The organism is Methylobacterium terricola, assembly GCF_006151805.1.
Lineage (GTDB): Bacteria > Pseudomonadota > Alphaproteobacteria > Rhizobiales > Beijerinckiaceae > Methylobacterium > Methylobacterium terricola.
This window is the reverse complement of sequence record NZ_VDDA01000007.1, coordinates 239,169-260,087: the sequence shown is the minus strand read 5'-3', so window position 1 is coordinate 260,087 and position 20,919 is coordinate 239,169. Positions and strand designations below refer to the sequence as shown.

20 protein-coding genes are annotated in these 20,919 nt (G+C 72.9%); 15 read left to right on the top strand and 5 right to left on the bottom strand.

What is annotated here, in order from left to right; translation table 11 throughout:
* Positions 1 to 38 precede the first annotated feature (38 nt).
* Both FF100_RS18035 and FF100_RS18030 read right to left on the bottom strand, forming a co-directional pair.
* Positions 39 to 725 (bottom strand): Crp/Fnr family transcriptional regulator, encoded by a 687-nt coding sequence (locus FF100_RS18035; protein ID WP_139037057.1) that lies wholly within the window; start codon positions 723 to 725, stop codon positions 39 to 41.
* Between the two features lie 127 nt (positions 726 to 852).
* The gene (locus tag FF100_RS18030) at positions 853 to 2,196 is read right to left on the bottom strand and encodes a nucleotide sugar dehydrogenase (RefSeq protein ID WP_139037056.1); all 1,344 of its coding nucleotides are present in this window, start codon (positions 2,194 to 2,196) and stop codon (positions 853 to 855) included.
* Between the two features lie 121 nt (positions 2,197 to 2,317).
* Here FF100_RS18030 and FF100_RS18025 point away from each other — a divergent pair, with 121 nt between their 5' ends.
* From FF100_RS18025 to FF100_RS17980, 10 genes are all read left to right on the top strand, one after another.
* Complete coding sequence (locus FF100_RS18025; protein ID WP_139037055.1) at positions 2,318 to 4,186, top strand: ABC-F family ATP-binding cassette domain-containing protein; 1,869 nt, start codon at positions 2,318 to 2,320, stop codon at positions 4,184 to 4,186.
* Entirely contained in the window at positions 4,183 to 4,821 is a 639-nt protein-coding gene (locus FF100_RS18020) for a class I SAM-dependent methyltransferase (protein WP_139037054.1), read from the top strand. The genes FF100_RS18025 and FF100_RS18020 overlap by 4 nt, the downstream gene beginning before the upstream one ends.
* Before the next feature lie 47 nt (positions 4,822 to 4,868).
* The gene (gene purU, locus FF100_RS18015; protein ID WP_139037053.1) at positions 4,869 to 5,732 is read left to right on the top strand and encodes a formyltetrahydrofolate deformylase; all 864 of its coding nucleotides are present in this window, start codon (positions 4,869 to 4,871) and stop codon (positions 5,730 to 5,732) included.
* 108 nt (positions 5,733 to 5,840) lie between these two features.
* On the top strand, positions 5,841 to 6,275 hold the full coding sequence (locus FF100_RS18010; protein ID WP_139037052.1) for a GlcG/HbpS family heme-binding protein: 435 nt from the start codon (positions 5,841 to 5,843) through the stop codon (positions 6,273 to 6,275).
* 8 nt (positions 6,276 to 6,283) lie between these two features.
* On the top strand, positions 6,284 to 7,873 hold the full coding sequence (locus FF100_RS18005) for a peptide ABC transporter substrate-binding protein (RefSeq protein ID WP_171070225.1): 1,590 nt from the start codon (positions 6,284 to 6,286) through the stop codon (positions 7,871 to 7,873).
* 10 nt (positions 7,874 to 7,883) lie between these two features.
* Positions 7,884 to 8,807, top strand: a complete 924-nt coding sequence (locus tag FF100_RS18000) for an ABC transporter permease (protein ID WP_139037050.1) — start codon at positions 7,884 to 7,886, stop codon at positions 8,805 to 8,807.
* Positions 8,804 to 9,925, top strand: a complete 1,122-nt coding sequence (locus tag FF100_RS17995) for an ABC transporter permease (RefSeq protein WP_139037049.1) — start codon at positions 8,804 to 8,806, stop codon at positions 9,923 to 9,925. The genes FF100_RS18000 and FF100_RS17995 overlap by 4 nt, the downstream gene beginning before the upstream one ends.
* On the top strand, positions 9,922 to 11,520 hold the full coding sequence (locus FF100_RS17990) for an ABC transporter ATP-binding protein (protein WP_139037048.1): 1,599 nt from the start codon (positions 9,922 to 9,924) through the stop codon (positions 11,518 to 11,520). Before FF100_RS17995 ends, FF100_RS17990 begins: the two co-directional genes overlap by 4 nt.
* Before the next feature lie 100 nt (positions 11,521 to 11,620).
* Positions 11,621 to 12,094, top strand: a complete 474-nt coding sequence (locus tag FF100_RS17985) for a hypothetical protein (RefSeq protein WP_139037047.1) — start codon at positions 11,621 to 11,623, stop codon at positions 12,092 to 12,094.
* A gap of 263 nt (positions 12,095 to 12,357) precedes the next feature.
* A complete protein-coding gene (locus FF100_RS17980; protein WP_139037046.1) occupies positions 12,358 to 13,074 on the top strand; it encodes a ribonuclease activity regulator RraA in 717 nt (238 codons plus the stop codon).
* Between the two features lie 7 nt (positions 13,075 to 13,081).
* Here FF100_RS17980 and FF100_RS17975 read toward each other — a convergent pair whose 3' ends face one another.
* Positions 13,082 to 13,297: a hypothetical protein gene (locus tag FF100_RS17975; protein ID WP_139037045.1), complete on the bottom strand. Its 216-nt coding sequence runs from the start codon at positions 13,295 to 13,297 to the stop codon at positions 13,082 to 13,084.
* A gap of 391 nt (positions 13,298 to 13,688) precedes the next feature.
* Positions 13,689 to 14,819: a bifunctional DNA-binding transcriptional regulator/O6-methylguanine-DNA methyltransferase Ada gene (ada, locus tag FF100_RS17970; protein WP_139037044.1), complete on the bottom strand. Its 1,131-nt coding sequence runs from the start codon at positions 14,817 to 14,819 to the stop codon at positions 13,689 to 13,691.
* 533 nt (positions 14,820 to 15,352) lie between these two features.
* Between ada and FF100_RS17965 the strand changes: the two genes are divergently transcribed.
* From FF100_RS17965 to FF100_RS17955, 3 genes are all read left to right on the top strand, one after another.
* The gene (locus tag FF100_RS17965) at positions 15,353 to 16,246 is read left to right on the top strand and encodes a 3'-5' exonuclease (RefSeq protein ID WP_139037043.1); all 894 of its coding nucleotides are present in this window, start codon (positions 15,353 to 15,355) and stop codon (positions 16,244 to 16,246) included.
* Between the two features lie 335 nt (positions 16,247 to 16,581).
* A complete protein-coding gene (locus tag FF100_RS17960; protein WP_139037042.1) occupies positions 16,582 to 18,105 on the top strand; it encodes a UbiA family prenyltransferase in 1,524 nt (507 codons plus the stop codon).
* Positions 18,105 to 18,533 carry a GtrA family protein gene (locus tag FF100_RS17955; protein ID WP_139037041.1) on the top strand — a complete coding sequence of 143 codons (429 nt, stop codon included), beginning with the start codon at positions 18,105 to 18,107 and terminating at the stop codon, positions 18,531 to 18,533. Before FF100_RS17960 ends, FF100_RS17955 begins: the two co-directional genes overlap by 1 nt.
* Here the strand turns inward: FF100_RS17955 and FF100_RS17950 are convergent.
* A complete protein-coding gene (locus FF100_RS17950) occupies positions 18,521 to 19,759 on the bottom strand; it encodes a hypothetical protein (protein WP_139037040.1) in 1,239 nt (412 codons plus the stop codon). The two genes, FF100_RS17955 and FF100_RS17950, sit on opposite strands and share 13 nt — an antisense overlap.
* Before the next feature lie 321 nt (positions 19,760 to 20,080).
* Between FF100_RS17950 and FF100_RS17945 the strand changes: the two genes are divergently transcribed.
* Complete coding sequence (locus FF100_RS17945; protein ID WP_246102142.1) at positions 20,081 to 20,287, top strand: hypothetical protein; 207 nt, start codon at positions 20,081 to 20,083, stop codon at positions 20,285 to 20,287.
* A gap of 2 nt (positions 20,288 to 20,289) precedes the next feature.
* Entirely contained in the window at positions 20,290 to 20,907 is a 618-nt protein-coding gene (locus FF100_RS17940; RefSeq protein ID WP_139037038.1) for a type II toxin-antitoxin system VapC family toxin, read from the top strand.
* The last annotated feature ends 12 nt before the right edge of the window (positions 20,908 to 20,919 follow it).

The window sequence follows — 20,919 nt, the reverse complement described above, 5'->3', positions numbered from 1 at the left end:
AACCTGGACCTCCGGGCCCAGGATCCACGGCGGGCCGCCTACGCGTCCTCCCGCAGGGCCTCCGCCACCCGCGCCTCGAGGATGTCCGGCCGGCGCAGGATCAGCGCGCCGCGGGTGCGGTCGACGAGGCCTTCCTGGGCCATCACGGTGAATTCCCGCGTCACCTGCTCGCGGCGGCAGCCGATGCGGGCGGCGAGCACGTGGTGGTAGGGCGGCGGGCTCACGGCGCGCTCGCCGTCGGTGCCGGGCCGGGGGGCGGAGAGGCGCAGCAATTCGGCGTAGAGGCGGTGGCGCAGGTCGAGGACCGCGTGCTCCATCAGCCGGGCGTTGAGCATCCGCACGCGCTTGGCGAGCAGCCGCAGCAGCTTGTCGGCGATCGGCGGGGCCGCGAACACGATCTCGCGGAAGACCGCCGCCGGCACCACGCAGAGCTCGCCGCGGGTGAGCGCCGTGACGTTGGCCGAGCGGCTGACCCCGTCGATGGCGGCGAGCTCGCCGAAGAACTCGCCGGCCCGCATCTCGCCGAGGATCACCTCCTTGCCGGATTGCGTCCGGTTGAGGATCCGCACCTCGCCGGCGGCGAGCAGGTAGACGTCGGTCGAGGCGTCGTCGAAATCGACCAGGATCTCGTTGGCGTCGAACCGGCGCCAGATGCAGCGCGATTCGTACGAGGTCAGGTCGACGCCCGCGTCCTTGAAGAACGGAAACCCTGCGAGCCGACCCATCTGCTGCCCTCGACCCCCGCGCACGCGGCGTTGCCCCGCGTATCTAGCCCGGCGCTGCCGCGCTCGCCAGGGCGCGGGCGGCCTTCCCCCCGGGTCATGTGCCGGACAACCCGCGGTTTTTTCGACTTCAGGCCTTCACGATCGTCGCATTTGTTAGTTCATCCGTGAAGCCGTGCCGCGCCATGACGTTGCGGGTGTCGACGACGAGCCGGGCTTCGTGCGCCACCAGCCCGTAATCGACGCCGTCGTGATCGGTGGCGATCAGCACCGCGTCGACGGCGCGCAGGATCTCCGGCGTCAGGGCCTCCGAGCGCCGCCCGGCGAGCTCCGGGTGCTCGCGGGTCGCCGGCAGGACGGGCACCAGGGGGTCGTGGTAGAGCGCTCTCGCGCCCCGGGCCTCGATCAGCCGGATCAGCTTCAGCGCCGGGCTCTCGCGTGTATCCTCGACGTTGCGCTTGTAGGCGAGGCCCAGCACCAGCACCGTTGCGCCCGAGAAGGCGCGGCCGGTGCGGTCGACGGCCGCCGCCAGGCGCTCGACCACGTGGTAGGGCATCCGCGTGTTGACCTCGCCGGCGAGTTCCACGAACCGGGCCGGCACGTCGAATTCCCGCGCCTTCCAGGCGAGGTAGAACGGATCGATCGGGATGCAGTGGCCCCCGAGACCCGGCCCGGGCTGGAACGGCATGAAGCCGAACGGCTTGGTGGCGGCGGCCTGGATCACCTCCCAGACGTCGATCCCCATCGCGTCGTAGACGAGCTTCAGCTCGTTCACGAGGGCGATGTTGACCGACCGGAAGATGTTCTCGGTGAGCTTCACGGCCTCCGCCGCCGCCGCCGAGGAGACCGGCACGGTGCGCACCACCAGGGCGCCGTAGAGGGCGTCCGCCAGGGTCCGGGCGGCGTCGTCGTCCGCCCCCACCACCTTGGGGATGCGGGCGGTGTCGAACTGGTCGTTGCCCGGATCCTCGCGCTCCGGCGAGTAGGCGAGGAAGAAGTCGTGCCCGGAGCGCAGGCCCCCTTCCTCCAGGATCGGCCGCATCACCTCGGCGGTGGTGCCCGGATAGGTGGTCGATTCGAGCACCACGATCTGGCCCGGCCGCAACCGCGCCGCGATGGCGCGCGCCGTGGCCTCGACGTAGGACAGGTCGGGCTCGCGGTGGCGGGTGAGCGGCGTCGGCACGCAGATCAGCACCGCGTCGGGTTCCGACAGGCGCGCCATGTCGCCGGTGGCCGCGAAGGTGCCGGCGGCGAGCGCGGGACCCAGGGCCTCGCCCGGGATGTGGTGGAACGCCCCCTCGCCCCGGTTCAAGGCCGCGACCCGGCCGGGATCGACGTCGAAGCCGAGCACCGGAAAGCCGGCCCGGACCGCGGCGAGCGCCAGCGGCAGCCCGACATAGCCGAGGCCGACGATGCCGATCAGGGCCCGGCGCTCGGCGAGGAGCCGGCCCAGGGTGTCGGAGGAGGACGTCATCGCGGGTCCGGGCTCAGGCATCATGGCCTCGCTTACACGGTGCGGGGCCCCGCGCTGTCAACACGCAAGCCCCTCACCGATCCACCCTTGCCTCCGGTGCCCGCCGCCCCCACAACGCGCCATGCTCCGCGTCAACGACCTCACCTACCGGATCGGCGACCGCCTGATCCTCGACCATGCCAGCTTCGCCCTGCCCGAGCGGGCGCGGGTCGGGATCGTCGGGCGCAACGGCGCCGGCAAGACCACCCTGTTCCGCATCATCCAGGGCGAGATCCCCACCGAGGGCGGCACGATCGGCCTGCCGAAGGGCACCCGGATCGGCGGCGTGGCGCAGGAGGCGCCGGCCGGCCCCGAGACCCTGCACGCGGTGGTGCTCGCCGCCGATACCGAGCGCACGCGGCTGATGGAAGAGGCCGAGACCGCCGACGGGTTGCGCCGGGCCGAGATCGAGACGCGGCTCGTCGACATCGACGCCCATTCGGCCCCGGCCCGGGCCGCCGCGATCCTGCACGGCCTCGGCTTCGACGCCGAGGCGCAAGGCCGGCCCTGCTCCGACTTCTCCGGCGGCTGGCGGATGCGGGTGGCGCTCGCCGCGGTGCTCTTTTCCGAGCCGGACCTGCTGCTCCTCGACGAGCCGACCAACTACCTCGACATCGAGGGCACGCTCTGGCTCTACGACTACCTCGAGCGCTATCCGCGCACCGCGGTGATCATCAGCCACGACCGCGACCTCCTCGACACCTCGGTCGACCACATCCTCCACCTCGATCGCGGCAAGCTCACACTCTATCGCGGCGGCTACACCTCGTTCGCCCGCCAGCTCGCCGAGAAGCGCATGCTCCAGGCCAAGGCCCGGGTGAAGCAGGAGGCCGAGCGCGCCCATCTCCAGAGCTTCGTCGACCGCTTCAAGGCCAAGGCGACCAAGGCGCGCCAGGCCCAGTCGCGGATGAAGCGGCTCGCCAAGATGGAGCCGATCGCGGCGCTCATCGAGGACGACGTGCCGGTGATCCACCTGCCGAGCCCGGAGCGCGCCCTGTCGCCGCCGCTCGTCGCGATGGAGCGGGTCCAGGCGGGCTACCCCGACCGCACGGTGCTGACCGGCCTCAACCTGACGCTTGCCCCCGACGACCGGGTGGCGCTGCTGGGCGCCAACGGCAACGGCAAGTCGACCTTCTGCAAGCTCATCGGCGGCCGGCTCGACCCGCTGTCGGGCGAGGTGCGGCGCTGGGGCAAGATGAACGTCGCCTACTTCGCCCAGCACCAGCTCGACGAGCTCAGGCCCGCCGAGAGCGCCTACGCCCATGTCCGCGACCTGATGCCGGACGTGCCGGAGGCGAAGGCCCGGGCGGCGGCGGCCCGCCTCGGCTTTCCCGGCCACAAGGCCGACACCCCGGTCTCGCAGCTCTCCGGCGGCGAGAAGGCGCGGCTGCTGATGGGGCTTGCCGCCTTCAACGGCCCCCACCTGCTGATCCTCGACGAGCCGACCAACCACCTCGACATCGAGAGCCGCCAGGCGCTCGTCGAGGCGATCAACGACTACGAGGGCGCGGTGATCCTGGTGAGCCACGACCGCTTCCTGGTCGAGGCCTGCGCCGACCGGCTCTGGCTGGTGCGCAACGGCACCGTGAAGCCCTTCGACGGCGACATGGACGATTACCGCCGCCTGGTGCTCGCCGGCCCGGAGACGGAAGCGCAGAAAGCGCAGGAGCCGACCGGCGGCGCCAAGGCGGTGGAGCGCCGCTCCAACGCCGAGCGCCGGGCCGCGCTCGCCCCCCTGCGCCGCAAGCTCGAGGCGGTGGAGGCGCGGATGGCCAAGCTCACGGCCGCCATCGCCAAGATCGACGCCGCGCTCGCCGACGGCACCGCCTTCCGCACCGATGCCGCCAAGGCCGGCGAACTCGCCCGGATGCGGGCCGAGGCCGCGTCGGCCCTCGGGAGCGCCGAGGAGGAGTGGCTGGAGGTGAGCGGGGAGCTGGAGGCGGACGCGTGACGGACGGGAGTGCTCCGCAGGGTACGGCCGGCTACGCCGCCGAGGCCGAGAGGTTGGTCTCGCAATACGAGAGCATCACCTTCTCGGAGATCCACGCGGCGATCCTGCCCCTGCTTCCTGCGCCACCGGCCCATGTCCTCGATGTCGGAGCCGGGACCGGGCGCGACGCGGCAGGGTTCGCCGCCCTCGGCTACCGCGTGACCGCCGTCGAGCCGACGGCCGAGCTGCGCCGGCGGGCGATGGTGCTGCATCCCTCGCCGCAGATCGCCTGGCTGGACGACGGCCTGCCGGACCTGCCCGCGCTCGCCGGGCACGGCGCGGCCTTCGATGTCGTGATGCTCACCGCCGTCTGGATGCATCTCGACGCCGGCGAGCGGCTTTCCGCGATGCCGCGCATCGCCGGCCTGATGCGCGTCGGGGGCGTGATGGCACTGTCGCTGCGCCACGGGCCCGTGCCGCCCGGGCGCCGGATGTTCGACGTGACCGCATCCGAGACGATCGATCTCGCCCGGGCGCAGGGCTTGCGGTGCATTCTGTGTCGCACCGACGAGGATGCCCAGCTCGGGCGTCCCGGCGTCACGTGGGACCGGATCGCTTTCGTTAAGGAGGATACTCCGGGGGCTTCACGCGCCTGAGACGATCGCCTAGGGCGGGGACGCACGTCGTCTCAGCCCGGGCAGCCATGACCACCCCCTCCTACGTCCTCTCCCTCTCCTGCACCAACGTCCCGGGGATCGTGGCCGGCGTGTCGGCCTACCTGTTCGAGGCCGGCTGCAACATCCTCGACGCGCAGCAATTCGACGACGTCGAGACCGGCCGCTTCTTCATGCGGATCGTGTTCAACCCGGTTCGGGCCGAGCCCGGGCGGGACGCGCTCGCCGAGGGCTTCACGGCGGTGGCGGCCCGCTTCGGCATGGACTGGACCTTGCGCGACCGGGCCGAGCGGCGCCGCGTGATGCTGCTCGTCTCGCGCTTCGACCATTGCCTCAACGACCTGCTCTACCGCTGGCGCATCGGCGAGCTGCCGATGGAGGTCTGCGCGGTCGTCTCGAACTACCCGCGCGAGATCTACGGCGCGGCCGACCTCGCCGGGGTGCCGTTCCACCACCTGCCGATCACGCCGGAGACGAAGCCCCAGCAGGAGGCCGCCCTGTGGCGCCTCGTCGAGGAGACCGGGGCCGAGCTGGTGGTGCTCGCCCGCTACATGCAGATCCTGTCGGACGACCTCTCGCACAAGCTCGCCGGCCGCTGCATCAACATCCACCACTCGTTCCTGCCCGGCTTCAAGGGCGCCAGGCCCTACCACCAGGCCCACGAGCGCGGCGTGAAGCTGATCGGCGCCACCTCGCACCTCGTCACCGGCGACCTCGACGAGGGGCCGATCATCGAGCAGGACGTCGAGCGCATCTCGCATCGCGACACCCCCGACGACCTCGTCCGCAAGGGCCGGGACATCGAGCGCCGGGTGCTCGCCCGCGCCGTGCGCTACGTGCTGGAGGACCGGGTGATCGCCAACGGCCGCAAGACGGTGGTGTTCACGGATTGAGGCCGATGGGCGGCGCGCTCGGATGACCGGCTTGGCGCCGCCCGTCCCGCCGGGTAATCCGGTCACGAACCGAGCGGGCACCGCCCGCGCGACCACCCGGAGCTGCTCATGTCCGACCTCACCCTCGACGCCGCCTCGACCATCGTGACCGCCGCCCTCAAGGCCGGCCGCGAGCTCGGGCTGAAGCCCCTGGCGGTGGTGGTGCTCGACGCCCGCGGCGCCCTCAAGGCGGCGGGCGTGGAGGACGGCACCAGCCTCAAGCGGTCGGAGATCGCCGCCGGCAAGGCCAACGGCGCGCTGGCGCTCGGCATCGGCTCGCGGGCCATCGCCAAGCGGGCCGAGGAGCAGGCCTATTTCGTCGCCGCGGTGACCCATGTCGCGGGCCCGGCCGGCCTGATCCCGGTCCCGGGCGGCGTGCTGATCAAGCGCGACGGCACGCTTCTCGGCGCCGTCGGCATCTCGGGCGACACTTCCGACAACGACGAGAAGGCGGCGCTCGCCGGGATCGCGGCCGCCGGGCTCCAGGCCGAGACCGGCGCCTGAGGCCGGCGATGCGGCGCCGGGACGTCCTCGCGGGGTTGGGCGCCGCATCGTTGAGCGCGGCGGTCCCCGCCCGGGCCGCCGGGCCCGCCTCCTACCGGCGCGGCAACGGCGCCGACCCCGAGACGCTGGATCCGCACAAGACCTCGACGGTGGCCGAGGCGACGATCCTCCTCGACCTCTACGAGGGCCTGAGCGCCTACGGCCCCGACGGCAACCTGGTGCCCGGCGCCGCCTCCGGCTGGACCACCTCCCCCGACGGCCTGACCTGGACCTTCTCCTTGCGCCCCGACGGGCGCTGGTCGAACGGCGACCCGTTCGTCGCCGACGACGTCGTGCACGGCTTCCGGCGCATGCTCGACCCGGCGACGGGGGCGAAATACGCCAGCGTGCTGGCGCCGATCCGCAACGCCGAAGACGTCAATCGCGGGGCGATGCCGGTCGACGCGGTCGGCGTCGCCGCTCCCGACCCGCTGACCGTGGTGATCCGGCTCGCGCAGCCGACGCCCTACTTCGTCGAGCTGATGGCGCACCAGGCGAGCATTCCGGTCCACCGGCCCTCGCTCGCCCGCTTCGGCGACGCCTTCACCCGGCCCGGCAACCTGGTGTCGAACGGGGCGTACCTCCTCAAGGACTTCTCGCCGAACGACCGCATCACAGCGATCCGCAACCCGCATTACCGCGAGGCGAGCAAGGTCGCGATCCCCCAGGTCGAGTACATCCCGACCCCCGATCTCGCCGCCGCGGTGCGCCGCTTCGCCGCCGGCGAGATCGATTCCCTCGAGGACCTGCCCGCCGACCAGGTCAAGGCGCTCAAATCCCGCTTCGGCGCCGGCGTGATCCTCAATCCCGCCCTCGGCGTGCTCGCGCTGATGGTGAACGTGAGGAAGCGCCCCCTCGACGATGCCCGGGTGCGTCGCGCCCTGTCGCTCGCCCTCGACCGCGAGTTCCTGGCCGAGGCGGTGTGGGGCGAGACGATGCTGCCGGCCTATTCCCTGACGCCGGCCGGGCTCGACAATGCGCTGCCGCCGCCGACGATGCCGGGCCGGGACCTCTCGCCGCTGGAGCGCGAGGATGCGGCGGTCGCGCTCCTGCGCGAGGCCGGCTATGGGCCCGGCGGGACGCCGCTGGCGGTCGAGCTGCGCTACAACATCACCGACAACAACCGGAACACCATGGTGGCGATCGCCGACATGTGGCGGCCGCTCAACGTCGCGACGTCCTTCGCCGCCACCGACGCCAAGACCCATTTCGCCTACCTGCGCGACGGCGGCCCGTTCGACATCGCCCGGATGAGCTGGCTTGCCGACTATGCCGACCCGCAGAACTTCCTGTTCCTGGTCGAGAGCACCAACGACGGCTTCAATTCGGGCCGCTACGCCAACCCGGCCTACGACGCCCTGATGCGCGATGCGGCCCGCGAGACCGACCTCGCGGCCCGGGCCCGGATCCTCTCCCGGGCGGAAGAGCTCTTCCTCGCCGACCTGCCGTGGATCCCGCTGCTGCATTACCGGCACAAGCACCTGATCGGGCCGCGCCTGCGCGGCTTTACGCCCAACCTGCGCGGCGTCTCGCCGACCCGCTGGCTGTCCCTCGCATGAGGCCCCGCGCATGACGGCCTACATCCTGCGCCGCCTCGCCCAGAGCGTCCCGACGCTGTTCATCGTCGTCACCCTGTCGTTCTTCCTGGTGCGGCTGGCGCCGGGCGGGCCGTTCGACCTCGAACGGCCGCTGCCGGCCGCCGCGATGGAGAATCTGCGCCGGGTCTACGGCCTCGACCAGCCGCTCCTCGTCCAGTACGGCCGCTACCTCGCGGCGCTGGCGCGGGGCGATCTCGGGCCGTCCTTCTCGGTGCGCGACCTCTCGGTGGCGGAGCTGTTCGCCCGCGGCCTGCCGGTCTCGATGACGCTGGGCGGTCTCGCCCTCCTCGTCGCGCTCGTCCTCGGCACGGGTCTCGGCGCGCTCTCGGCCCTGCGGCGGGGCGCGTGGCTGGACCACGCCGTGACGACGCTCGGCACCTTCGCGCTCACCGTGCCGGGCTTCGTGGTGGCGCCCCTCCTCCAGATCGCCTTCGGGCTGTCCCTGCGCTGGCTCCCCGTCGGCGGCTGGGACGACGGCGCTCCGAGGAACCTCGTCCTGCCGGTGGTCACCCTGGCGCTGCCGCAGGTGGCGGTGATCGCCCGGCTGGCGCGGGCCGGCCTCGTCGAGGTGTTCGACCGGCCGCATTGGCGCACCCTGCGGGGCTTAGGCCTGCCGCCCCGCATCCTGGCGCTCCATGCGGTGCGCGGCGCGGCCCTGCCTGTCGTGTCCTATCTCGGCCCCGCCGCGGCCGGCCTCCTCACCGGCTCGGTGGTGGTCGAGACGGTGTTCGGGCTCCCCGGCGTCGGGCGCTACTTCGTCGACGGCGCGATCAACCGCGACTACACGCTGGTGCTCGGCACCGTGGTGCTGATCGCGGTGTTCGTCCTCGTGCTCAACCTCGTCGCCGATCTCGCCTGCGCCCTCATCGACCCGCGCCTGAGGGAGTTCGGGTGAGCGCGTCCCCGGCCGCCCTCGCCTTCGCCGAGGCCTCGCTCCTCGCCCGCGCCCGCCGGCGCCTCGCCGGCGACCGCGTCGCGCGGGCCTGCGCGGCGGTGCTGGCCCTCGTCACGCTCGCCTGCCTTTTCGGGCCCCTCGCCACCGGCCACCCCTACGACCGGCTCTATTACGACTATCCCGGCACCCCGCCCTCGCTCGCGCTCTACCCGAAGCCGGACGCCGTGCGCCCGGCCCTCGACCGCCTCGCCTTCCGGATGCGGGTGCGGGCCGAGGATGTGAGCGTGACCGGCGCCGCGATCCGCGCGACGCTCGCCGCCGACAAGCCGGTCGACCCGCGGGTGCTGACCTTCTTCGCCCGCTCCGACACCTTCGGGGAGGCGCGCATCCTCGGGCGCTCCGAGGACGGGCGCCGCCTCACCGTCGAGGCGCCGCTGCGCTCGCTGCGCTTCCTCGCCGGCACCGACGCGCTCGGGCGCGACCTCCTCACCCGCACCCTCGTGGCAGGGAGGCTGTCGCTGGCGCTCGGCCTGATGGCGACCGCGGTGGCGCTCGGCATCGGGGTCGCCTACGGGGCGCTCGCCGGCACGCTCGGCGGCCGGGTCGACGCGGCGATGATGCGCCTCGTCGACATCCTGTACTCCCTGCCCTTCGTGTTCTTCGTCATCATGCTGGTGGTGTTCTTCGGCCGCTCGGTGGCGCTGATCTTCGTCGCGGTCGGGGCCGTCGAATGGCTCGACATGGCCCGCATCGTCCGGGCGGAGGCGCAGGCGATCCGCCGGCGCGACTACGTCCGGGCGGCGGAGGCGCTGGGACTCACCACCGCGGCGATCCTGCGCCGGCACGTGGTGCCGAACCTGCTCGGCCCCGTCGTCGCCTTCGCGGCCCTGATGGTCCCGCGGGTGATCCTGCTCGAGAGCTTCCTGTCGTTCCTCGGGCTCGGCGTGCAGGAGCCGGCGACGAGCTGGGGCGTACTGATCGCCGACGGCGCCCGCAGCCTCGAGACCGCGCCGTGGATGCTGGTCGTGCCGGCCGCGTTCCTCGTCGCCACCCTGCTCGCCCTGACGCTGCTGGGGGAGCGCTTGCGCGACGCCCTCGACCCGCGGGAGGCCGCATGAGCCTCCTCTCCCTGCGCGGCCTGACCGTCCGCTACCCGCAGGCCGGCGTCACGGCGCTCGACGGCCTCGACCTCGACCTCGCCCGCGGCGAGACCCTGGCCCTCGTCGGCGAATCGGGCTCGGGCAAGAGCCAGGTCGCGCTGGCCGCGATGGGCCTGCTGCCGCCCCAGGCGCGCGTCTCCGGCAGCGTGCGCTTCGACGGAACCGAGCTGACGGCCCTGGACCGCCCCGCCCTCGACCGGATCCGCGGGGCGCGCATCGGCCTGGTGTTCCAGGAGCCGATGACCGCCCTCGACCCGCTGTTCACGGTCGGCCACCAGATCGCCCTGCCCTTGCGCGCCCATCGGTCGTTCAGCCGGCGCCGGGCCGGCGCGCGGGCGCGCGAGCTCATGGATCTCGTCGGCATCCGCGATGCCGCTTCGCGCCTCTCCGCCTATCCGCACGAATTGTCGGGCGGCGAGCGCCAGCGGGTGATGATCGCGATGGCGCTCGCCTGCGAGCCCGACCTTCTGATCGCCGACGAGCCGACCACGGCGCTCGACGTCACCGTCCAGGCCCAGATCCTGGCGCTGCTGGCCGACCTGAAGGACCGCCTCGGCCTCGCGCTCCTGTTCATCACCCACGACCTCCGGCTGGTCCGGCGCATCGCCGAGCGCACCGCGGTGTTGCGCGCCGGCCGCCTCGTCGAGACCGGGCCGACGGCGCGGCTGTTTCGCGACCCGCAGGCGCCCGAGACCCGCGATCTCCTGGCCGCCGAGCCCACCGGGCGCAAAGCGCCGGTGCCCGCTTCGGCCCCGGTGGTGCTGGAGGCGCGCGGCGTGTCGGTCGCCTATCCGGGGCCGCGGCGCTGGCTGCGGGCCGGGCCGCCGCGCCTCGCGGTCGAGGGCGTCGACCTGACGCTCCGGGCCGGCCAGACGATCGGGGTCGTCGGCGAATCGGGTTCGGGCAAGTCGAGCCTCGGCCGGGCGCTGCTTCGCCTCGAGCCCGCCGCTCACGGCCTGGTGCGGTTCGAGGATCGCGACCTCACCGCCCTCGACCGCACCGCGCTGCGGCCCCTGCGCCGCGGCTTCCAGCCGGTGTTCCAGGACCCGATGGGCTCGCTCTCGCCCCGCCTCACCGCCGGCGAGATCGTCGCCGAGGGGTTGCGGGTCCACGCGCCACGCCTCGACGCCGCCGCGCGCGACGCCCGGGCGGCGGAGGCCTTCCGCGAGGTGCGCCTCGATCCCGCCTCGCGCCACCGCTTCCCGCACGCCTTCTCGGGCGGCCAGCGCCAGCGCCTCGCCATCGCCCGGGCGATGATCCTGCGCCCCCGCCTCGTGGTCCTCGACGAGCCGACCTCCGCCCTCGACCGCACGGTGCAGCGCGACATCGTCGCCCTGCTGCGCGACCTCCAGGCGGCGCATGGCCTCGCCTACGTCTTCATCTCCCACGACCTCGCGGTGGTCCGGGCCTTGTCCGACACCGTGCTGGTGCTCCGCAACGGGCGCGAGGTCGAGCGCGGCCCGACCGATCAGGTGCTGGAGCGCCCGCGCGAGGCCTATACCCGGGCGCTGGTGGCGGCGGCCGGTCTCGAGGGCGGTCTCGCGCAGGCGTGAGCCCGCCCGGCATCCGTTGCGGCGCCCCGGGGCTTGAACCCCCGGCGCGGGCGCGCCACTTCGCGCCTTCCGATGGGGCATTTCCTGGAGAATGAGACAGATGCGCTCCGCGCTCGCCCTCACGCTGCTCGCGCTCGCGGCCGCCGGTCCGGCTGCCGCCCAGCCGGCCCCCAAGGGCCCGAAGGCCCCGCCGCCGCCGAAGGAGACGCTGCAGCCCGACCCGACCGCCGCGATGCTGTTCCCATGCCGCACGCCGGAGGAGACCTGCTACGTCGGCGTGGTCAAGGACGGCAAGGTCACGGTGCTGTTCACCAACGACCGCAAGGCCGACGAGATCGCCGGCAAGCCGATGGCCGTCTCCGGTGACGGGCTGGACCTCGCGAAGACCGAGAACCGGACCGTGATGCTGGTCGGCAGCTACGATCCGAAGGACGGCCTGACCAAGGCCGAGGTGGTGGATGTCGCGAGCCCCCTCGTGGCCTTCGCGCTGAAATCCACCATCGGCGGCGGCGAGCCCGACGAGGGCGGCGACGAGCCCCCGGCCCCCCCGCCGCCGGCACCGCGCAAGAAGTGAGGCAAGCGCACCGCTCCGGCTAGGGCGCAGGTTCTGATCCTCCCCCCGCCGGGGGGGAGGGTTCGGACGCGGGAGCATCCTGCGACATCCTGGTTGATGTACTAAAACATTAGTGCTTCAATGCGCGCGTCACAGGCCGCTCGCACGCGGCCGCGGAGCGGCGAAGCCGTCCGGGCGATGGGGAGGACTCGGGTTGGGGCGGCGCGGCCCCATGGCCATTCCCCGACGCCCCCGGCCCTCCGCCCCCGACCGGAGAATCCCCGATGCCCCTGAGCCCCGAGACCCGCGCGACGCTGAAGACCGTCAGCATCGCGACCCTGGCCACCGCCCTGTTCAAGCGCGGCCTGCGCAACCAGGTCATCCAGGATGTGCGCCCCCTCAACCCGCAGGCCGGGACGATGGTCGGCGAGGCCTATACGCTGCGCTACATCCCGGCCCGGGAGGACCTGAACACCCTTGCGGCGTTCCGCGACCCCGGACACCCGCAGCGCGTCGCCGTCGACCAATGCCCGGAGGGCGCGGTGCTGGTGATGGACAGCCGCAAGAACCCGCGCGCGGCCTCCGCCGGGGGGATCCTGGTGACCCGGCTGATGAAGCGCGGCGCGGCCGGCGTCGTCACCGATGGCGGGTTTCGCGATTCGCCGGAGATCGGCACCCTGCCCTTCCCGGCCTATCACAACCGCCCGTCGGCCCCGACCAACCTCACCCTGCACCAGGCCCTCGACATCAACGTGCCGATCGGCTGCGGCGACGTCGCGGTCTTCCCGGGCGACGTGGTGGTGGGGGACGCGGAGGGCGTGATCGTGATCCCGGCGGAGATCGCCGACGAGGTCGCCGCGGAGGCGGCCGAGATGACGGTGTTCGAGGATTTCGTGCTGGAGGAGGTCCAGAACGGCCGCGGCGTGATCGGCCTCTACCCGCTGATCGACGAGCAGGCCAAGGCCGACTTCGCGGCCTGGCGCCGGAAAACCGGGCGCTGACGCGCCGCTACAGCATCAGCCCGACCATCAGCACCGCCACCAGGGTGGCGGCGCCGCCGAGCGCCGCGGCCCACAGCCCGACTTCGGCGGTGGCGCCGGGGCGGACGTTGTCGTTGGCGGCCTGCGGCAGGGTACTGGGGAAGCGGCGCCATTTGCGCAGGTGCGACGGCGCCGTCGCGATCAGGTGCGGCAGGGGGGCGACGGCGTTGTGGCGGCACGACATGGAATTGCGCTCCTGAGGGAGGCCCGCGCTCGAGGTGTCACGTCAGAGCCCGGCCGCGGAACCGTGGCGGCAGGTCTCACAGGGAGAACGCCGATCCCTGCCCCAACGATCCGTGCCCGGCGCAGATTCCGGGTCGCTTTCCTCAAGGTGCGGGTCCGGGGGCACCTACGGAACCGGCCCCGGATCGCACGGGGGAAGCCCGGCTCGGGGGCTGCCGGCGACCAGGCGGCCCGACGAGCGGGGCGGGACGGCCCCTCGGGTCCACCCGGATGTGGCCCCGACGCGCGCTGACCTGTCGCGGCGCGAGGCCTGACGCCGTGTCGGCCTCGCACGCCTCCTTGTGCTGGCGCTCCGCTCGGTGCCGGGGCTCCGCGGGTCGAGGGGGCCTCCGTCAGGCCCTGTCCGTTGGGTCGCGCTCGCGGTCGAGGAGCGCCCGCTTGCGCGCGACGCCCCAGCGATAGCCCGACAGGCTGCCGTCGCCGCGCACCACCCGGTGGCACGGCACCGCCACGGCGATCGGGTTGGCGCCGCAGGCGAGCGCCACCGCGCGCGCCGCCGCCGGTGCGCCGATCGCCCGCGCGACCTCGGCATAGGTCGCGGTGCGCCCCGGGGGGATCGCCCGCAGGGCCTGCCAGACCCGCTGCTGGAAGGCGGTGCCGCCGATGTCGAGGGGCAGGCTCGCGGCCGTGCCGGGGGCCTCGACGAGGGCGATCACCTGCCCCACCAGAGCCTCGAAGCCCGGGTCGCCCCCGCTCAGCGCCGCCTTCGGGAAACGGTCCTGCAGGTCGCGCAGCAGGGATTCGGGGTCGTCGCCGAGCAGGATCGCGCAGACGCCCTTCTCGGTCGCCGCCACCAGGACGTGGCCGAGGTAGCAGGCGCCGATCGCGAAGCGGATCGCCGCACCCTCCCCGCCCTTCCGGTAGGCCGTCGGCGTCATGCCGAGGCGGCCCGGCGCCGCGGCGTAGAACCGGCTCGCCGCGCCGTAGCCGGCGCCGTAGAGCGCCTCCGTGACGGTCCCGGCCCGCCGCAGCTCCTCGGCCGCACGCGCGGCCCGCCGGCTCTCGCCGTAGGCCCGCGGCGTCACGCCGGTGACCTGCTTGAACACCCGGTGGAAGTGGTGCGGGCTCAATCCCGCCGCGGCGGCGAGGTCGGCGAGCGCCGGCGGCGCCTCGGCCGCCTCGATCGTCCGGCAGGCCCGCGCCACCGCCTCGGCCTGGCGGGCGTGGAGGCTCGCCTCGTTCGGCCGGCAGCGCCGGCAGGGCCGGAACCCCGCCGCTTCCGCCGCCGCGCAGGTCGGATGGAAGCTGACATTCTGAGGGAGGGCCGGCCGCGCGGCGCAGCTCGGGCGGCAATATACCCCGGTCGTGCGCACCGCGTAGACGAACAGGCCGTCGGCCGTCCGGTCGCGGCGGGCGACGGCCGCGAAGCGCGCGGCGTCGTCGTGGGGCGGGGCGTCGTGGGGCGGGGCGATGGTCGTGGCCCCCGGATGCGGGGCCGCGCAGTCGGGATCGGGGTTGCGCATGATCGTCCTTGCCTCCCTGTCCGGGCGATGACGCCATCCTGGCGCCATGCCGGGCGCCCTGCATCCCGGCGCTTGCGGCCGAATTCGGTCTGCCGCTTGACCCAGGTTTACTCCGGACGACGGTCCGGCGCCGCCCCCTGAAACCGGCCCAGCGATGGGATGTTGGCCTCGTATCGGGCGGCCCGGGAGCTGCCCGACGCACCCGCCGGCCCCGTTTCCTCCCCTGCCGGCGTGGGGCTCGTCTCTCGGATCTCCTCGACTCCCCCGCTGCCGACGGTCCTCGGGACCGTCGCCGGCGGGGTTTTTGTCGGAGGCGGACATCGGGACGGAGGGCCCGGGGCCGGTCGCTCCCCCCGGATGGGATCCCGGCCGTCTCCCGGCAGGGTCGAACACGGCTCCTGCGTCGCCGGCTCGCGAATGCGGTGGAGCGTGGCGGCACGGCTCTTGGCGCGGCGGGCGGGCCGGGTCTATGCCGGGGCCAGGCAACGACATGCGCCGCCCCCGCGCAGCGGCCTGCCAGGGTGACACGCCGCTTGACCGACGCGCTCGACGACATCGCCGCCATCCTGGAGCGCACCGGCGACTACCGGGTGCTGCGCCGGCTGAGCCCCTTCGTGCCCCCGCCGGACGCGCCGACCGAGCCGACCTTCGTCGGGCTGATCCTCGACACCGAGACGACCGGCATCGACGTGACCGCCGACGAGGTGATCGAGCTCGGCATCGTCAAGTTCGAGTACGGCGCCAGCGGCCGGATCTACCGGGTGCTGGAGCGCTTCAACCAGCTCCATCAGCCCTCCGGCGCGATCCCCGAGGCGGTGGTGCGCCTCACCGGCATCACCGATGCCGACGTCGCCGGCCAGCGCATCGACGATGCGGCGGTCGAGGCGCTCGCCGCCGAGGCCCGGGTCGTCATCGCCCACAATGCCCGCTTCGACCGGCAGATGTGCGAGCGCCGCTGGCCGATCTTTGTCTCGCGCAACTGGGCCTGCTCCTGCCACCAGATCCCCTGGCGGGCCGAGGGGCACGAGGGCATGCGGCTCGGCCACCTGCTCGCCGATCACGGCCATTTCCACAACGGCCACCGGGCGATCGACGATTGCGAGGCGCTGCTCGCGGTGCTCGCCCGGCCGCTGCGGACCTCCGGGCGCCTGGCGCTCGCCGCCCTGCTCGAGGCGGCGCGGCGGCCGACCGTGCGGCTCTGGGCCTCCGACGCGCCGATCGCCCTCAAGGACCGGCTCAAGGACCGCAACTACCGCTGGTCGCCCCGGCGCCGCTGCTGGTACGTCGACCTCGATGAGGAGCAGATCGAGATCGAGCGCACCTTCCTGTCGCGGGAGATCTACCGCGGCACCCTGCCCTCCGGCCTGCCGGCCGACCGCTTCACGGCGCGCGACCGGTTCTCGACGAGGGCGGATCCGGAGGCGTAAGGCGGGCGGCCGCCGCCCGGGATCGCTCCGCGTCCGGGGCGCAGCCGGACGTCGCAGGCTCTCCCTTCCCGGATCTCCCTCCACTGCGTTTCGATGGTCCGGGACAGGGTGGGATGAGCTGACGAGACCCGTTCGGGCTCGCCGGGACCCCGGCCACCTCTGGCGAGCCTGATGATGAACGCGGTCTTGCCGCGTTCCCCCGAAATACCGCCGGCCGCATCAACCCGGCGATCATCCTGCCGACCGAATGATCCGGTGCCGCGAGCCGGTTTAAGACTTGCACCGGCCCCACCATCGTAGCCTGCGCCAAGATCACAGCAGCACAGGCCGAAACGATGTCCTTGGCGAGCCCCCTTCCCTCCGGTCCCGGCGCGCGCGGTCGCGACGATGCGGCCGCCATCCCGGGGCGCGACGAGGGCCCGCTGGTGCCCCTCGTGGTCGATCTCGACGGCACGCTGCTGCGCACCGACCTCCTGCTCGAGGGCGTGGTGGCGATCCTGCGGCGCAACGTCCTGATGCTGTTCGCGATGCTGGCCTGGCTGCCCCGCGGCCGGGCTTATTTCAAGCGCCGGGTCGCCGAGCACGCCGCCCTCGACTTCGCCACCCTGCCGGCGAACGAGGAGCTGCTCGCCTATATCGCGCTCCAGAAGACCCTCGGGCGGGAGATCGTGCTCGCGACCGCGGCCGACGAGCTGATGGCGCGCGGCATCGTCGAGCGGTTTCCGCTGTTCGACCGGGCGGTGTCGAGCGACGGGCTCGTCAACCTCAAGGGCGAGGTCAAGGCGAAAGCCCTCGCCGCGCTGTTCCCCCGCGGCTTCGACTATGCCGGCAACGCCGCGGTCGACCTGCCGATCTGGGCCCGGGCGCAACGGGTGATCCTGGTCGAGACCCCGGCGAGCGTCGCCCGCGCGGCGCGGGCCGGGGGGCGGCCCTCGGAGGAATTCGCCGCCGCCCCGCGCCTGCGGGCGCTCGCCAAGGGCTTGCGGCTGCACCAATGGGCCAAGAACGGCCTCGTCTTCGTGCCGATGCTGCTCGGCGGGCTCGCCGGCAGCGCCGGCGCCTGGGCCGAGGCCGGGCTCGCCTTCCTGTCCCTCGGCCTCGTCGCCTCGGCGAGCTACCTCCTCAACGACCTGTGGGACCTGCCGCATGACCGGGCGCACTGGTCGAAGCGCCACCGGCCGCTGGCGAGCGGGCGGCTGCCGCTGGCCACCGGGCTCGCGGCGACGGTGGGCGGGCTCGGCCTGGGCTTGGGCCTCGCGGCCCTCGCCGGTCCGGCGGTCCTCGCCGCACTGCTCGCCTATCTCGCCGTCACCCTCGCCTACTCGTTCTCGCTCAAGCGCGTGCCGATGCTCGACGCGCTGATCCTCGGCGGGTTGTTCACCCTGCGGCTCGTCATCGGGGTCGCGGCGGTCGGCGGCGCCTGGTCGCCCTGGCTCCTGACCTTCTCGATGTTCCTGTTCACCTCGCTCTCCTTCGCCAAGCGCCACACCGAGCTGCGCGGGGCGGTGAAGCGCGGGCGCACCGGCCAGCTCTCGGGCCGCGGCTACCGGCCGGCCGACGAGCCGGTGGTGCTCGCCTTCGGGATCGCGGCGGGCCTCGCCAGCATCGTGATCTTCATCCTCTACCTCGCCAACGAGGCGTTCCGGCATGCCGTCCTGTCGGCGCCCCTGGCGCTGTGGGCGTTTCCGCTGGTGCTGGTGCTGTTCATGGGCCGGATCTGGCTGCTCGCCGGCCGCGACGAGCTCCACGACGATCCCGTCGCCTTCGCGGTCAAGGACCGGCCGAGCCTGGCCCTCGCGGCAGTCGCCGGCCTGTCCTTCGCGGTCGCCGCCTTCGGGCTGCCGGGCTGGGGCCTGTGATGGCGCCGGAGGTCGTCCGCTTCCTGGTCGCCGGCGGCTCGGCCGCCGCGATCAACTGGCTTGCCCGCATCCTGCTCTCCCTGGTGATGCCGTTCTGGGCGTCGATGCTGGTTGCCTACGGGATCGGCATGGCGGCGGGGTTCTGGCTCTACCGGACCTTCGTGTTCCGGGGCGCCAGCACCGGCCCGCTCCCGCGCCAGGCCGCCGTCTTCGTCGCCGTCAACGCCGTCGGCGCCGGCGTGGTGCTGGGGGTGAGCGCCGCGCTCGTCGCCGGGCTCGCCGCCCTGGTGCCGGTTCTGCCGCTGCCGGCGGCCGAGGCGCTCGGCCACGGCGTCGGCATCGCCGCCGGCGCGGTGTCGAACTATTTCGGCCACCAGATCCTGACCTTCGGCACGCGCCGCGCGCCCGCCGGGATTCAGATCTTGTAAAGGCTGGTCAGCAGCGTCACCGCCGCGTTGGCGAGGATGCCCCAGGTGACCAGCAGCGGCAGGGCCGCGAAGGCCCGGGGCCGCTCGCCGCGCAGCATCAGCACGATCAGGATCGGCAGCCAGTCGAGGGCGTAGCGCTGGGTGGCGGTCTGGTCGGCGCCGTTCGAGTGGTAGAACAGCGTGATCCCGGCGATGATCGCGATCACGGCGGCGCCTGCCGCGAAGGTCCGGTCGAGGCGGGCGTAGAACGCCAGCAGCAGCCACGGGCACATCACCAGGAGGGCGGAGCCCGAGCGGTCGATCCCGGTGAGCTGGGTCAGGTACGGCCCGCCGAACTCGAAATGGATGCCCTGCAGGAACAGGTAGAGGGTGTTGAACAAAAGGTAGTCGCGCGAGAAGATCCCGACCTCGGAGATGCGCCGCCAGATGAAGCCGCTGCTGCCGGGATTGTGGATGAAGGCATAGCCGGTCTCGGTCGGGCTGCCGAAGCGGGCGTAGTTGTAGGCGACATACGCGATCAGCGCGACCGCCACCGGGATCCCGGCGAGTACGATCGGGCGGACGAGGTCCCGCGCCGTCTCGCGCCACGCGCCCGGCCGGCCCTGGTGCTGCGGCAGCGCCAGCACGAGCAGGAACAGGGGGTAGAAGATCGCCATCTGCCGGCACAGGAAGGCGAGCGCCACGAACAGGCCGGCGAGCGGCAGCGAGCGCCGGCAGATCACCGCCCACAGGCTCAAGGTGGTCATCAGGAAGCCGACCGACTGGGCGTAGAACCACACCCCGTCCGACCGCAAGCTGACCTGGAACAAGGGGCTGGCGAAGGCGATCGCCGCGAGCAGCCAGAGCGCATCGGCATCCTCGACGTCGAGGGCCCGGAAGATCCGGTGCCAGGCCCACAGGCTCAAGGCTCCGAGCGCCAGCGCCAGCAGCACGAAGCCCTTGAAGCCCGGAAACCCGAACACGGCGACGAAGGGCAGCGCGACGAGGGCCGGCAGCGGCGGGAAGATCACGTAGGTGCGGCCCTGGAACAGGGCGCAGTCGATCTCCGGGCAGGTCTCGATCCACAGGCGTCCGTGCAGGAACGCGTCGGCGAGCGCCCCGTGCGAGTTGAGCCCGGGATCGCGCAGGACCCCGCGCAGGATCAGGAGGCCGAGGAGCGCCAGGGCGCCGAGCCCGGCGAGGACGGCGAGCGCCCGGTTGCGGTTGTCCTCGGAGCTGCGGTGCATGGGGACCTGACGGAGCAAGGGGATGGGCGGGGCCGGTCCTCCTTTCTTCACGGTCAAGCTTAACCGGGTCTTTCGCGGCGAGGCGCGACCGGCAGGGGACCCGTCCTCTTTCGCGAGGCGGCCCGTGTCCGGTCGGCCGTTGCGGATGCCGACGACGGCGCGCATGTCAAACGGATTGAGCGACGTGTTGAACAGGCTGATCGCCATGGTGACCGGCCGATCGATCTCCGCGCCTCGGAGGCCGGAGCGCTCGTTCCGGAGGACGCCCAGCCGGCGCCGGGCGCGTCGATGGTTCCCCGGGTGATGGATCGCGCCGCGGAAATGGTCCTGTTGGATGCGGAGACCCGTCAGGTCGGTGCGCGGCTCCCGTTCAAGCTGATCGAGCAGGCCAGGCGACGCACCGGCATCGGATCCACCACGGATCTCCTGGCCTTCGCCCTCGCCAGCATCGCCGTCGAGGACGATTTCGCGACGGTCCTCGCGCAGGCCCGAGGCACGCTCGATCCGGACCTCGACATCGGCTTCTGAGCGTGCCCCTGCTCTCGAAGCACGCAGAGAAGGTCTGTGCGCGTCTCGACCTGGCGCGTCTCGACCTGGCGCGTCTCGACCTGGCGCGTCTCGCGCCGCGGCGACGGACCGGGCTCACGGTCCTGGACGATGAGGCTCCGTCGGCCGGCGGGCCGCTTCTGCTCGATACCGGGGTCTATATCCACCAGCTCGAGGGCCGGACTCCCCGCGCGCTGGATGACTTTCTCGGCTTGCGTCGGATCAACCACAGCGTCGTCGCCGTCCAGGAGGTGCTGCACGCGATCGGCGTCCTCGATCCCGCCGACCCGCGCAGGCAGGCGAATGTCGGAGCCATTCGCCGTGTCCTCGACGGCATTCCTTCGCACCGCCTGCACACACCCACGCAGGACGTGATGACCGACGCCGCGGTCTATGCCGGCATCCTCTGCCGACTTCAGGGCTACGCGAAGGACAGGCGCATGAAGGCCCTGCACGGGCGCATGAAGGCCCTGCACGACTGCGCGCTGTTCTTCCAGGCCCGACGGCTCGGCTGCATCCTGCTCACCGCGAACGTCGCCGACTTCGATTGCCTGCAGCAATTGCGGCCCGAGGGACGGGTGCTGTTCTACGCCGCCGCCTGATCCCGGGTCCTC

What these genes read in the sequence shown, in the direction of transcription:
- FF100_RS18035 (WP_139037057.1), bottom strand. Translation starts at nt 725, where the DNA reads ATGGGTCGGCTCGCAGGGTTTCCGTTCTTCAAGGACGCGGGCGTCGAC.
- FF100_RS18030 (WP_139037056.1), bottom strand. Translation starts at nt 2,196, where the DNA reads ATGACGTCCTCCTCCGACACCCTGGGCCGGCTCCTCGCCGAGCGCCGG.
- FF100_RS18025 (WP_139037055.1), top strand. Translation starts at nt 2,318, where the DNA reads ATGCTCCGCGTCAACGACCTCACCTACCGGATCGGCGACCGCCTGATC.
- purU (WP_139037053.1), top strand. Translation starts at nt 4,869, where the DNA reads ATGACCACCCCCTCCTACGTCCTCTCCCTCTCCTGCACCAACGTCCCG.
- FF100_RS18010 (WP_139037052.1), top strand. Translation starts at nt 5,841, where the DNA reads ATGTCCGACCTCACCCTCGACGCCGCCTCGACCATCGTGACCGCCGCC.
- FF100_RS18005 (WP_171070225.1), top strand. Translation starts at nt 6,284, where the DNA reads ATGCGGCGCCGGGACGTCCTCGCGGGGTTGGGCGCCGCATCGTTGAGC.
- FF100_RS18000 (WP_139037050.1), top strand. Translation starts at nt 7,884, where the DNA reads ATGACGGCCTACATCCTGCGCCGCCTCGCCCAGAGCGTCCCGACGCTG.
- FF100_RS17990 (WP_139037048.1), top strand. Translation starts at nt 9,922, where the DNA reads ATGAGCCTCCTCTCCCTGCGCGGCCTGACCGTCCGCTACCCGCAGGCC.
- FF100_RS17985 (WP_139037047.1), top strand. Translation starts at nt 11,621, where the DNA reads ATGCGCTCCGCGCTCGCCCTCACGCTGCTCGCGCTCGCGGCCGCCGGT.
- FF100_RS17980 (WP_139037046.1), top strand. Translation starts at nt 12,358, where the DNA reads ATGCCCCTGAGCCCCGAGACCCGCGCGACGCTGAAGACCGTCAGCATC.
- FF100_RS17975 (WP_139037045.1), bottom strand. Translation starts at nt 13,297, where the DNA reads ATGTCGTGCCGCCACAACGCCGTCGCCCCCCTGCCGCACCTGATCGCG.
- ada (WP_139037044.1), bottom strand. Translation starts at nt 14,819, where the DNA reads ATGCGCAACCCCGATCCCGACTGCGCGGCCCCGCATCCGGGGGCCACG.
- FF100_RS17960 (WP_139037042.1), top strand. Translation starts at nt 16,582, where the DNA reads ATGTCCTTGGCGAGCCCCCTTCCCTCCGGTCCCGGCGCGCGCGGTCGC.
- FF100_RS17955 (WP_139037041.1), top strand. Translation starts at nt 18,105, where the DNA reads ATGGCGCCGGAGGTCGTCCGCTTCCTGGTCGCCGGCGGCTCGGCCGCC.
- FF100_RS17950 (WP_139037040.1), bottom strand. Translation starts at nt 19,759, where the DNA reads ATGCACCGCAGCTCCGAGGACAACCGCAACCGGGCGCTCGCCGTCCTC.
- FF100_RS17945 (WP_246102142.1), top strand. Translation starts at nt 20,081, where the DNA reads ATGGTCCTGTTGGATGCGGAGACCCGTCAGGTCGGTGCGCGGCTCCCG.